12 protein-coding genes and 2 pseudogenes are annotated in these 12,446 nt (G+C 59.1%); all 14 read right to left on the bottom strand.

Features of this window, described 5'->3' with window-relative positions; translation table 11 throughout:
- Window positions 1-851: hypothetical protein (locus WCA85_RS21325; RefSeq protein ID WP_424066856.1), on the bottom strand; the 851-nt coding region annotated here is incomplete at its 3' end.
- A 79-nt stretch (window positions 852-930) separates the two neighbouring features.
- Window positions 931-1,830 (bottom strand): class I SAM-dependent methyltransferase, encoded by a 900-nt coding sequence (locus tag WCA85_RS21320; RefSeq protein WP_424066855.1) that lies wholly within the window; start codon window positions 1,828-1,830, stop codon window positions 931-933.
- A 562-nt stretch (window positions 1,831-2,392) separates the two neighbouring features.
- Complete coding sequence (locus tag WCA85_RS21315; RefSeq protein ID WP_424066854.1) at window positions 2,393-3,436, bottom strand: FkbM family methyltransferase; 1,044 nt, start codon at window positions 3,434-3,436, stop codon at window positions 2,393-2,395.
- A gap of 26 nt (window positions 3,437-3,462) precedes the next feature.
- Window positions 3,463-3,840 (bottom strand): hypothetical protein, encoded by a 378-nt coding sequence (locus WCA85_RS21310; RefSeq protein ID WP_424066853.1) that lies wholly within the window; start codon window positions 3,838-3,840, stop codon window positions 3,463-3,465.
- Entirely contained in the window at window positions 3,822-4,253 is a 432-nt protein-coding gene (locus tag WCA85_RS21305) for a sulfotransferase (RefSeq protein WP_424066852.1), read from the bottom strand. Before WCA85_RS21305 ends, WCA85_RS21310 begins: the two co-directional genes overlap by 19 nt.
- 50 nt (window positions 4,254-4,303) lie before the next feature.
- Window positions 4,304-5,425: a DegT/DnrJ/EryC1/StrS family aminotransferase gene (locus WCA85_RS21300; protein WP_424066851.1), complete on the bottom strand. Its 1,122-nt coding sequence runs from the start codon at window positions 5,423-5,425 to the stop codon at window positions 4,304-4,306.
- A 41-nt stretch (window positions 5,426-5,466) separates the two neighbouring features.
- Window positions 5,467-5,892, bottom strand: a complete 426-nt coding sequence (locus WCA85_RS21295; RefSeq protein ID WP_424066850.1) for a sugar 3,4-ketoisomerase — start codon at window positions 5,890-5,892, stop codon at window positions 5,467-5,469.
- Window positions 5,893-6,086: 194 nt separating this feature from the next.
- Complete coding sequence (locus WCA85_RS21290) at window positions 6,087-7,982, bottom strand: tetratricopeptide repeat protein (RefSeq protein ID WP_424066849.1); 1,896 nt, start codon at window positions 7,980-7,982, stop codon at window positions 6,087-6,089.
- A 397-nt stretch (window positions 7,983-8,379) separates the two neighbouring features.
- A complete protein-coding gene (locus WCA85_RS21285; protein WP_424066848.1) occupies window positions 8,380-9,201 on the bottom strand; it encodes a phytanoyl-CoA dioxygenase family protein in 822 nt (273 codons plus the stop codon).
- Window positions 9,202-9,229: 28 nt separating this feature from the next.
- Window positions 9,230-10,174 carry a GNAT family N-acetyltransferase gene (locus WCA85_RS21280; RefSeq protein ID WP_424066847.1) on the bottom strand — a complete coding sequence of 315 codons (945 nt, stop codon included), beginning with the start codon at window positions 10,172-10,174 and terminating at the stop codon, window positions 9,230-9,232.
- A gap of 19 nt (window positions 10,175-10,193) precedes the next feature.
- On the bottom strand, window positions 10,194-11,171 hold the full coding sequence (locus WCA85_RS21275) for a hypothetical protein (RefSeq protein ID WP_424066846.1): 978 nt from the start codon (window positions 11,169-11,171) through the stop codon (window positions 10,194-10,196).
- A gap of 31 nt (window positions 11,172-11,202) precedes the next feature.
- Window positions 11,203-11,868: an acetyltransferase gene (locus WCA85_RS21270; protein ID WP_424066845.1), complete on the bottom strand. Its 666-nt coding sequence runs from the start codon at window positions 11,866-11,868 to the stop codon at window positions 11,203-11,205.
- 83 nt (window positions 11,869-11,951) lie between these two features.
- Window positions 11,952-12,203, bottom strand: a pseudogene (locus WCA85_RS21265) (tetratricopeptide repeat protein); the annotation flags it as partial.
- Window positions 12,173-12,446, bottom strand: a pseudogene (locus WCA85_RS21260) (hypothetical protein); the annotation flags it as partial. The pseudogenes WCA85_RS21265 and WCA85_RS21260, both read right to left, overlap by 31 nt.

Raw genomic sequence — 12,446 nt, 5'->3', positions numbered from 1 at the left:
GCCGCCGCCCGCTCGCCCGCGGGCCGATTCTCCAGATCGTCCCTGCGCTGCAGGTACGTGAGGTAGTACTCGACGATGCCGGTATCGATCGCCGCGTGCTTGAGCGCATCGAGCACGATCAGTTCGTCGCGCGCGATCTGCACGTTGCCGCGCTCGTCGGTTCGCTCGCTTGCCGGCAACTGAATCGAATTGAACTGCCGCACGCGCCATCTGGACGGCGACAGCCCGATCATGAGCGAGGCCATCGCTTCGATCACGAACACCTTCACCGGCACCTGATGCGTGCCCCAAGGAACAAGCGCATTGAGCAGCTGCCCTAAGTCCCCTTCGCCGCGCTCCGCCAGTTGAAAAACCGTTTCGCAATGCCCGAGCCACGCCTGCCAGAACGCCGGCTTCGCGACGACATAATTGGCGAACACTGTCTGCGTGGAGCACATCACCAGCGTATCGAGCAGCGTGCGGCTGTCCTGCCCCGGCGCCATGAGCGACACGACGCCCCGAATCGCGGCTGCCGCGTCGGGATGGATGCGCTCGATCTGTTCGTAGACGCTACTGAAATACGCAACGTCCGCAAAACCCGGCGTAAACGCAGCGACATCGGTGTCCTCGGGCATGTCCGCCACGAACTGCGCTACCTGCTGCGCGTCCAGCCCCGTTTTTTCGCCGAATTGAGCCGAGAAAAATCCGTAGCCCGCGTCCGGATCGACAGGGTTCTGAAGCAGAAAACGCCGCACCGGCCAATAGTCGAACCAATCGAGACGTTGCCCCGTATTGTCGAGCGGGATAAAGCCTTTATCGAGCGCGGCGCGCGCGTCTTCTGAGTGGAATATCTGGAATAGCTTGCGTTTCATTTGTGGGGAGGAGCGAAAGACTAAGCACGAGCACGAATCGGGCGGCAACCAGCCGTTGCACAATCCCGGCCGCAGGTCTTTAAGCGACTCGGCGCTTCACGACAAGCACCGCCTGCCAGAAGCGCGCCGGATCGTCGATGTAATCAACGATCTCGAAGTATCGTGTCCAGTGTTTCGCGATGAACGAAAGCGGCACGACGGCATCGCCGTAGACGTCAGACGAACGAACCCCGCCCCCGCCGGTCGGCAAATACGCGATCTTGCCCTCGTTGAACAGATTGAGGAGTTGCGGAATAGAAGAGGCATGCCGAACCAGCACCTCATGCCAGCCGTTGTCCTGTGTGTTTTTCGTGCCCAGTTCGGCGACGAAATGCAGGAAGCGCCGCGGCTCCAGCGTCAGCGTGAAGGTTCCGCCCGGACGGATGACGCGGGCAAGCTCCTGCATCCAGTGCATGTGGACCGGCTCCGGCAGGTGCGTAAAGACCGAGTACGCCATGGCGTGCGAGAAAAATCCGTCATCGAACGGCAGCTTGCCGGTCGGCTGAATCCGTGCGAATTTCCCCCGCACCCCTGTTTGCATGCAGGTCGACAGAATGTCGGGATCCACGTCGACGCCGAACAGGCCACTTTCCCGCACATCCTTCCAGAAGAACCGCAGATACCGCCCCCACCCGCATCCGAAATCGAGAATCCTGGAGTCGGCTTGCAGCGGCGAACCCTCCGCAGACGCCTGCCGCTTCAACTCGGCGTAGAACTGGTGAGCCTCGTGCAATGCCGTTGCGTTGGCGGAGCCGACGAAATTCGCCTGCAATTGATCGGCTGGAAAGCGCGGGAAACGCACGCCCTCGATCACCTCATGCTGCACGCTGACGGCCAGGACTTTCAGCCAATCGAAATCGCTCAACTTATGAAACACGGTAAACGCATCGCTCCCGGCATTGCCGCTCGTCGCGTGCACTTCGCCCACATCGGTTGCCATCATCGGTATCCACAAGAATCTTCGGCGCCATCCGCCGTATTGCGGGGCATCGCACCGCACTTTCTCAAACTATCAGCTGATGCTAACGCGGATCCGCGCCGCTCAAACGGCCGAACTAACCGCCAAACGCCCCCCAGTTCACCCTATATCAGCGCGCCTCGCGCACCGGAGCGGCCGCGGCTAAACCGCGATCATCCCCACGAACAACCCTTCAGCAGATCTAGCGCGACCCTCTCCATACGCTCGTACGGAATGCAGAGAACCTTATCAACCAGCACGCGTTTTCCCATCTGTTCGCTCAGGCCAAAATGCTCTTCGACGTGCACATCGTGGCGTACATCGTCGGGACGAACATCTGCCGTCGACGTGGGGACAGCAGTATATGAAGCCGAATTCGAGCATCGACTCGTACATCGACACGCGTGCCGCACGACGACTGGTACGAAATGCTGCGCGCGGGGCGCGAAACGACAACGCGCTCTGGCCCAATAAGCGGTGGTCATTACCGCGCCGCCGGGTCAGCGGCATTCACGCGGCCCCTACGAACGATCCAACGGTCGAATCAGGCGCTTCGCGGCAGTCCGTACAGCATCAGATCGTCGCCTCCGGCCTCTCCGTGGCAACGCAGATAAAGCGCGTAGCCGGTATCGACGAACCCTTCCGCGATGTCCAGCAGATCGTCCGGCCGGTGATAGACGCTGATTGCGAGGAGCGGTCGGCGCGCGGCGATGAAATCGCGCGAAGCCCGCAGTGCCGCCGTTTCCGCGCCCTCGATATCGAGCTTCACGTAGAGTTGCCCCTGCGCATCGAAGTCGGACAGCATGACCGCCTCGACCTTGTGCGCTGACATCGGATCGACGGACGAACCTTCCCTGCCGCGCTCGTTAAAACCGATCATGCCACGCGTGTCCGTGATCGCCTGCGCGTGGAACTCCACCCGATCGTGTATGCCGAGTCGGGTCATGCGTGCGTGCGCGCGCGCGAGATTGCTCGCGTCTGGCTCGACGATCCGAATCCGCGAGAATCGCCCGCCGCTCAGCGCCAGGAAATCTTCCGCCGTATCGCCATCGAATGCGCCTGCATCCACATACGTCACGTCGGGTTTCAGTGCCGCAACAAGGAACGGCACATCGCGCCGTGATGTCCAGACGATTTTGTCGAATTGGCCTGTCAACCGAAATTGAAGGTGCGCATCCAGCGTCTGCCGCGAAAGCTCATCCTCCAGAAGCGAGGCGATCTGCGTATAACGCTCGAGCTTTTGTTTCAGCACATCGGCAGGTTCGAAGAACGCGTAAGCCGTATCGATGCTCGAGGAAACGAACAGATCCGCAAACGAGCTCACATTCAGCGAAGGATATTGCTGCAGAATCTGTTCGCGCTTGCGCTCCCAAGAGAACCGTGGTTGATAAATACAGATGAATAGCTGATGCCGCTCCGCCGGAAAGTTGGCGAACTGTTCGAGGCTGAGTACATCGTGCCCGTCGATGCGGGTTCCCTGCTTTTCAGGCGTATCGTCGACGAACACGAACGGCTGTGCAAACGCCTGCCCGATACTATGCCCTACGAGGCCCGCCCCGTACAACCCGATTAACGTGGATGAATTCATGACGAACGCCTGAATACGTTTGACGGTCAGAGCACACCGAGCCGCTCGGCCACGGGACCGCAGACGCCCAGGATGTATTGCTCAATCACCGGAATCAAAATCTCGCGATAGCGCTCGAGGGAATCCGTAACCGGCAGCTTGCCATGTAGCCGGGTTTCCCACGGATTGTTTACTGCCGACGCCGGGTCGACGTGCGTGCGGGACCAAGTTTTGTTCGCGTCGATGGGTCCGGGCCCGAATTGAGCCAATTTGCCGGCAGCCTGACCGTAGACAATATCCCGATAGTCGATCGGCAGCATACGTGCGCCCAATTGAGGCACTGCGTCGAGGATGACCGAGTACATCTGCACGTATTGATTGCAGAACTCGTTGAGCTGGTGCTTTTTCAACGGTTGGCCGCCCATTCTTTGTGTGCGGCCTCGATTCGCGACGAAATCACGGCCCGCGGATCACGTACAGGCACGACGAATTTCGATCCGTGAACAAGTTTCGCCAGATGCGGCACCAAAGGCGTCATCATCGGATCCTTGAGCGCAAGGACATCCGGACGGCCGAACTTTCTCCACAGGAGGGCCAGTTCGCTTTTAAGAATGTCCCAGTAGTGCAACGCGAATGCTTCGCGCGTATCGAAGAGAGCCTTCGTGTGGGTATCAAATGTGCCCAAGGCGGTTAGAAAAGGCTTGATCAACTCCGTGGAATAGCAGCACTCGTTCACGTATCCGTTGGTCTTCTCCGATGCGCATACGAGCGCATGAAGGATTGTCGTTCCCGAGCGCGGCGCACCGACGACGAACAGCGGGGTGAAATCAGAGATCATGTCGATTCTTGGGATAGGGGTTGTGCTATATCGCCGTCTGCGCCGCGCTGTCAGGCGAATGTACCTTCGTACCCGCATCGCGTGAAGAATTCGCGAATGCTTGCGCATACTGTGAGCGCCGTTTCCTCCGTCATATACGGTGCAAACGGCAAGCTCAATACTTCAGATTGCAGCCTGTCAGTGATCGGCAGATCGGGCCACGCATCGGCCGCGTATGCCGGTTGTCGATGGTTGGGCGTCGGATAGTGAATCTGGGTCGCAATGTCCTGCGAGGCCAAATGCGCCTGGAGTGTCGCACGCGCGCCCGTTCTAATCACGAAGAGGTGCCACACCGACATCGCGTCATCCAGCACATGCGGGAGCCCGACCGGCACACCGGCCAGCCCGTTCAGATAAACGGCGGCAAGCGCCGCGCGGCGAGCGTTGTCGGCATCGAGGTGACGCAGCTTCACGCGCAGCACTGCGGACTGGATGTCGTCGAGACGCGAGTTCTGCCCCGCGAGATCATGACGGTATTTGACCGACGCCCCGTAGTTGCGCAATTTGCGCAGCGTTTCCGCGAGAAGACCGTCGTTCGTCGTAATGGCGCCGCCGTCGCCGAGCGCGCCGAGGTTCTTGCTGGGATAGAAACTGAATCCGGCCGCATCGCCCAACGAACCCGCACGGCGCCCGCGCCAGGTCGCTCCATGCGCTTGTGCTGCGTCTTCGATTACGCGCAAACCATGCCGTTGCGCGATGGCCTTGATCGGCGCGATGTCGGCCGGTTGGCCGTACAGATGGACCGGCATGATGGCCCGGGTTCGCGACGTCACCGCCGCTTCGATACGCGCCGGATCAATATTCGCGGTGCGCTCGTCCGGCTCGACCGGCACGATGCACGCTCCGGTCTGACTGACTGCGAGCCACGTAGCAATGAACGTGTTGGCCGGCACGATGACTTCGTCACCGGAGCCGATACCGTACGCGCGCAGGATCAGGTGCAATGCGTCGAGTCCGTTCGCAACGCCGATGCAGTGCGCGACGCCGCAATAGTCCGCGAACTCCTGCTCGAATGCGCGCGTCTCCTCGCCAAGCACGTACCACCCCGAATCGATCACCCGGCCGACGGCGTCCCGGATGTCCGCTTCGTACGGCGCGTTGACCTGCTTGAGATTCAGAAAATCGATTGGCATGCGTATTCCGGCGAGTAGGGAGGGGCGGACTGTCGTCGACTCTATTCGCCCGCCTGGCGCCGCTGTCTGGCCAGGCGTAGGAACTCGTCGTGGTCTCGAATGTAGTCGGCCGGATCGTAATGCTCCGAGGCCAGCACGAGGCATACCGCACCAGACGAAAAATTGTCGAGCATTCGCCACATCATCGGGCAGACGTACAGGCCGTAATACGAGCGATTCATATGGAAGCGCCGCCGGCAGTCGCCGTCGTCGAGCACTAGGTCGAAGCTGCCGGACATTGCAATCACGAACTGATGCAACTTCCGGTGCGCATGCGCACCGCGATCCGAGCCGCCCGGCACGTCGTACAGGTAATAGGCGCGGCGGAAATCGAACGGCACGTGATTACCGCCCTCCACAAAGGTGAGATTTCCGCGCGGATCGGTAATTTTAGGTAGCTCGATTATCCGGCAATCATTGAGAGGCATGCACCTGCTCCGTCAAGGAGAATCCAGAAAATTGATGGCCGGCACCGCCCGTGCCAATGAATGGACGGCATGTGCCTCGATACAGTTTGAGTGGCTTATTCTCGCAATCGGTTCGGTTGTACAAATTGCCGATTACCCCATCGAAAACCCGCCAATTCGGCTGACCGGACCCAATGTGCCACTCGATGCCGGATTCAACGCAGATATGGCGCGAGCTTCAGATAGTCCTGTTCCGCGTATTGCGCGTCGTCTAGGAACATCTGCAGTGGATCCTCGTGCGGCGGCAGCATGTCGGGCACGGCGGGCGTGTCGGGGCCGCCGTCGATCGCGCGCGTCAGCGCATCGAGCGTATGAAATTGCTCGAAACGCGCGCGCGCCACACGCGACTCGTACCCGAGCTGCGTCGCCGTCAGGCCGCGCAAATGCGCGAGCAGTTCATCCGGATGCCGCCACATGAACGCGTCTGGATAAAACATCTCGCGCCCGCTAAAAAACGGCGAAATATAGCAGTCGTGCCCGATCGCCGGCGTCCCGGAACCCATTGCCTCGATCAGCACCTTGCCGCCCCCCAGCGGAAACGACGCCAGCATCACATCGATCTTGAACGCGTCGAACGCCCGCCATACGCTGCGCACCCGCGGCACATGAACGAAGCGTTGCGGCGGAATACCGAGCGCGTTCAGGCTTCCTCGAATACGCGCCAGCGTGGATTCGGAAAGCGGACCGATATGGACGTGCACGCCACCCGTACATGCCATTATGCGCGGCACGACATCCGCGTATGCATACCGGTACGCATGCTCGAACTTGCCGAGCGACGATCCGCTCGAGCACGTGCGCAGATTGCCGTCCACCATCCAGCCGGCCCCGGCGCGCGCCCCCAGATCGTGCGCCGTCAGCGGCCAGTAAGCTCGCTTTTCGATCCCGAGCGCATCGCGACAGTTATGCCACGCCATCGGACTGATATCAACATGCACGGCATGAGCCAGCGTGACACCCAGCGCGAGGTGGTGATCGCAATGGTGGTAGTAGATAGTTTCGTCCGCCACCGATGGCTGCGCAGAGGCAATCGCGGCGGCGTCGTCATGGTGATTCATCACGATGAGCCGCTTCGGACGCAATTCGCGCAAACGTTTCAGCGTCCATGCAAGCTTGTCGGCAAGACCGCCCTTAGGCGCTATTTCTGCCGTCGCGGCGGCACCGAAGCGGGTGGCGGCGACCTCCGGGTGGGGACGATCGTAGGCATCCGTATGCAGGATAACGACACGCTCGCCAAAGCGTTTCGTCGCGAGCAAATCCTCGAGCGCTGCGGTGTGCCCGCCGGCCCACCAAAGTTCGGTCACGAGGAACACGCAGTCGGTTCGCGCCGCCTGCGCGGGCTCAACCGCAGGCAGACGTGCTTCGCAATCGGCACCGATCCGCTGACACGCCGCGTCGAGACGCGCGTCGGCAAAAATCTTCGCGACGCTGCGCCGATCGTTGATGCACATCTGCACGACGTGCTGAATCAGCGACAGCCCCCCCTCCAGATTACCGCGCATACGCCGATGCTCGATTTCGGTCAGCAACGCCTCGACCGTCGAGAAGAAATTCCGGTTCGGGTCGCTCGTGTTCGCTGGCGCAGTGCTCGCATCCGTCCCAAAAGCACCGGCGCGCTTGCGCTGCGCGTACACGTCGGCCCATTGCGCGGGAATCGCGAGCAGGCTCACATCGACCGCTTCGAGCGTACGCTCTGCATCGACCAGCGTCTGCCCCAGATCCACGTACGGTAGCGGGTCGGCCGGACTCAACGCGATCGCGGCCTGCTGGACCGATATCGCCGCATCGAACTGCTTTTGCTGCGCAAATAGCTGGCCGAGAGCGCGAAAGGCCGGTGCGAACTCGGCATTGCACTCGACCGCACGCCGATAGCACGCGAACGCGTTCTCCGTGTGGCCGAGTTCGTGCATCAACCGACCAAAATGGTAGTACGCGTCGGCGAAATCGGGCTTGAGCGCCAGCGCTCTCTGATAGGCATGCGCTGCTTCTGCGTGGTGCCCCGTTTGGTGAAGCGTGAGCGCCTGTTGCAACGCCTGCTCGCTCGGCTGCATAGTGACCTCCAATGATAAGCCGTGGATTTTTGGCGACGGGCGATGCCCAACGCGAACGCTACCGCTTCGAGCCAACCATGTCCGAAATCGCGAACCTTGGAGTCGGCCTGCAACGGCGACACGCTATAGGCGTCAACACTTGCATTGCTGCCCGTCGCGCGCACTTCGCCTGCATTCGTCGTCATCGTTCGTATCAGGAGAACTTCCGGCGCCACCCGGCCAACCATCTCGGTGCGTCGCACACGCACTCGTCCACCATGCAGCCAATACTACGGCGGATTCCCTCCAGCCAAACCGCTGAACTACCCGCCAAACTCGCGTCTTTTCGGCAAGACAATCAACTTGCGGAGATCGCCGCGTTGGTATACGCACCCTTCGCTGGCGTGACACATGCTCGTCATAGCCTGTCCATACGGATTTGCCGCCACTCGGTGGCCGAGGCGGCCGTCTTTCGTCCCTGACCGAAGAACACCCGTTCTTCCTGTGTCTTCAATTTGTCGCCCAGCATAGCCATGAAGTCGTATTGCTGCGCCATGAACGGCGGCACGATGATGTGGTTGACCGCGCGACGAATAGCCGTCGAAGCATTTTTCCCCGTGCGATGGAACAACATGCTGTCGAAGAGAATCCAGTCGCCAGCGCGTGCATGCACACAGAGTTGGTTTTCCAGAACGTAGCGATCCGAGGGGAACTTCTCTACCTTGTGGGTTGCGAGCAAAACGTACGTCCCACCTGTAACATCATCAAAAGAATCGACACACAGCAGGGCACTCAAGGCGAGGCAACGCGAAGACGTCCAGTGCTGATAGTTCAAGTCGCGGTGCCACGAGAACTGGTAGTGATTCGTCGACGGAACGTTAAGAATCGCATTCTGCGAGTACAGAATGAAATTTTTCCCCAACAGTGCGTTTGCGACAGCATGCACTTTGGGGTCCATGGCGACGTGAATGAATACATCAAAGTCGGCCGAAGGTGCCCTGGCGATATTCGCATCGTTGATTCGGTTAAGATTTTCCTCTCCCCCCAGCGTCTCGCACTGCTTCGCATACGCCTTGTCCGAGCATTCGGAAACGCATGCGATCGTGGCCGCATCGAAACTCCCGGGAATGACGCTATAGCCCTTCGTAAGAATCTCCTCGACGCAGAATTCCGTTTCTGTCGCCGAGGCGTACCGCTCTGTTATGCCATGGCGGATGACGTATTGGTCGAGATTGCTCATCGTAGAAAGATAGATAAGAGGAGTCGACTCACAAAACCCACTGATAGAAGTCGTGCACAATGGTTCGCCCACCATACGCCTCTTTTTGAGAGACGAGTCCGGTATTCAGATGAAGCCCGTGCTGCTCCGTTGATATGCCGAAACTGAAGAACCGTCTCTGTCCGTACTTCACAATCAACTCGGCGAGGAGCAGATCTAGCGCCCCCACGCGGCGGCCCGCATCGGAATTAGCGAGGTACTGCGTGTGGGCGATGTGACCGAAATCGTACACGATGGCACCAGCCAGCAAGTGATCCCCCTGTTCAGCGACATGCAGCGTGATTTCCTCTGGAAACCGCTCAAACAGCAACCGCAATTCGGCGCACGAATGAGTGGGCCTTGCATCGAACCTCTCCAGAACGTGCGCGAGCAGTCCATGGAACCGGTCTAGATCATCTGATCGCCTGATCTCGATAGCCGACTTCTTGGCCTTGTTAATGGCCCATTTCCTGCCTTTGGAAAAGCGGATCGGCTCATCGAGAAAGACTACCGTTGACAGATCACGACGTATCAGCGTTGCACCAGAACGCGTCAACGCATACAGGTCGTTCTGGCTGGGGAGCCGATGAAACACCTGAGGAATGGCCTTGTAGATCACCGACTGGACACCCAGATTCCGGTAATGCTCGCCAATCAGTGCGAAGGCCAACAAGGTATCGTGTGCCCCTAGGTCATCGGTATGGATCAAACCGCCGTAAGTCAGGCCGGCATGCGAGCTAACCGTGACACCGTCCCGGCTCGCCGGAAATACGGCAACCGGCTTTTCGTTACGGAACAGAACCACGGAACACTCTTCAAACCGCTCCTTGTGGTAATCCATGTACTCGCGCACGTGCAGAAAATTACCATTGCACGACTGCCGGACGACGTGATTCCAGACATGCGCATCCTCTGCCGCGTATGCTTTGAGTGAAATGGTTGCATCCACGGTCATTTCCAATGCGATGCACGCATCATATATCCGCCTCATCGACCGCGATCCCTCGCGCCAATGCGCAGCCGAAACCGTCGTACCCCATGTTGTTGCCGTTATAGAACATGTACGTTACGTCCCCCGCCGTAATTAATGCGGGATAGCACAGTGTTTGCGAATCCCAGCCGCTTTCCGAAAGCAATATCCCCAATTCTTCGTCATCTCGGGTCCAGTTGACGCCGTCTTCGGATCTGGCTAAACCTGGAAAATAGGAGCCCGAGATCGTCCCCTTCGTGTAATACATCAAGTACTGACCGCCGATGCGGTAGACCCGAGGGCGGCCTATACGGTATTCGTCACCGCGCACGTTGACACACAGTATCCCTTGCCGCGGGATATCAAGGAGATCGTCCGCTTCGACACAGCGAATGTGGTACTGCGGAAAGGGCTTGTTGCCGATGATCTCCCAGTCGTCCCCGCTGGCGTACCAGAGCCGCCAGCGACCATTCTCAAAGTAGGCAGAGTGAATCGCCCCGATCGTCGACTGGCCTTTGGCCCGATCCAGGATCGGTGACTCAGACAAGCGAGTGAACGAATGGCCGCCATCGGTTGAACGTGCCACGCCACTGAATGCCAGGAACTTGGCTTTCGCAACCAGCTGAAACCCGACATAGAACATATAAATTCCCCCGGAACCGCGGACGACGTCGCCAAGGATCACGCCGTTATCGTCGAAACAGCCATTGCGGCCGACGTCGAGCACTGGCTTTTCCGAAACCTTCAACACCTTCGTCGGATCCGACGAGGCAACATCGACATAGCCGATACGGCTCACCCCAGTCTCATCCCGGAACCCCGCGTATACGCGGATCGTATTGCTATCGATCAAGAACGGCGTCGGGGTGAGCGCCGAATTGTTCATCCACGACCGACCTTGTGTTGCCGTGTGAAACACGGCCCCCAGTTTTTCCCAATGAATCGTCATTTGCGGCGTATCGCTATCGTGGTGTTTGTACACATGTCCCAGCTTGACGGGGCATCACGTCTATCTATAGCTCGACTTCCGTTGCGAGCTTGCCAGGAACTGGTTTGGACGCGTAAGCCACGTAGATCCGATTCGCCTCCGTGTCTTTTGTAATAAGCGCCCCCGACCCGACGACACAATGATCAGCAACCTTGACATGATCGTTGAACGTGCTGTTCACACCCAGGAAGCAAGATTCGCCAATTTCACAGTAACCGGAAATCACCACGTGCGATGAAATGAAAACATGGTCCTTGATAGTCGTTCTGTGGCCGACATGATTCCCACTCCAGAGAATACAGTTGTTACCAACCGTCACGAACGGTTGAATGACATTGTTTTCGAAGATGAAAGTGTTTTCGCCAATAACAGCATTACGCCACACAAATGCCCGCGAACTGATGTAGGTAGCAAAACGGTACCCCCTGCTCTTCGCGTCCAGATAAAAGCGGGTACGCAGGGCGTTCAGCTGCGAAGACGGAATGGCGACGAACAACGTGTAGTCCGAGGAGGGATAGAGTTCCGGCAGATCTTCATAAGCCACGACCGGCTTGTCGTTTAGCTCCGGTTGCCGGATATAGCTGCGCTCGACGCAGAAAGCCACCACATCGTAATCCGAATCATGCGTGAAATATTCATAGGCAATTTCTGCCATTTCGCCTGCACCAATCAATACAAGCTTCGTACCCATATCTCAGTCTCCTTCGAATAACGGTATCTCCGGATCCAAGTGTCCTCGAACCGCCCCGACCTGCTTGCGCGAACGAAATCAGCCTATAGCCCCAATGCTCCGGTGCGTAACGCCGCACTCACCCGCTCCACTGTATGGGGCCACTGCCCCTGCACCGCCTGCCTGAACAACCTCACCCCGGGATACCACGGGGAATCTTCCCACCCATGCATCCAGCGCCAGTCGATACCCTGGGTCGGCAGCAGCACCCAGCACGGCGTGCCGTCCGATCCCGCCACATGTACGATCTCCGTATCCACACAGATCACCAAATCGAGTTGCGCAACAATTGCCGCCGCACCGGGCGGCCGCACTGCGCAACCAGCGCGCATTCGAGCACGGGCCGATATGCCCGCAACGTCAAGGTAACGGCCGGGTCCAGCGACCCCTCCCGTGGATGCGCTACCAGTTCGCCATGCGGAAACACGGCGATCGGCTTGCCGATCTGCCGCTGCAATTCGTTAAGCGCTGTGTGGATAGCGCCAGTAACGGTTGCAGCCAGCGGCCACCAGTACCGCGCCCCGCACGCATCGTTCACG

The organism is Paraburkholderia sp. (assembly GCF_049581445.1).
Lineage (GTDB): Bacteria > Pseudomonadota > Gammaproteobacteria > Burkholderiales > Burkholderiaceae > Paraburkholderia.
This window is presented reverse-complemented; position numbering and strand designations above follow the sequence as displayed.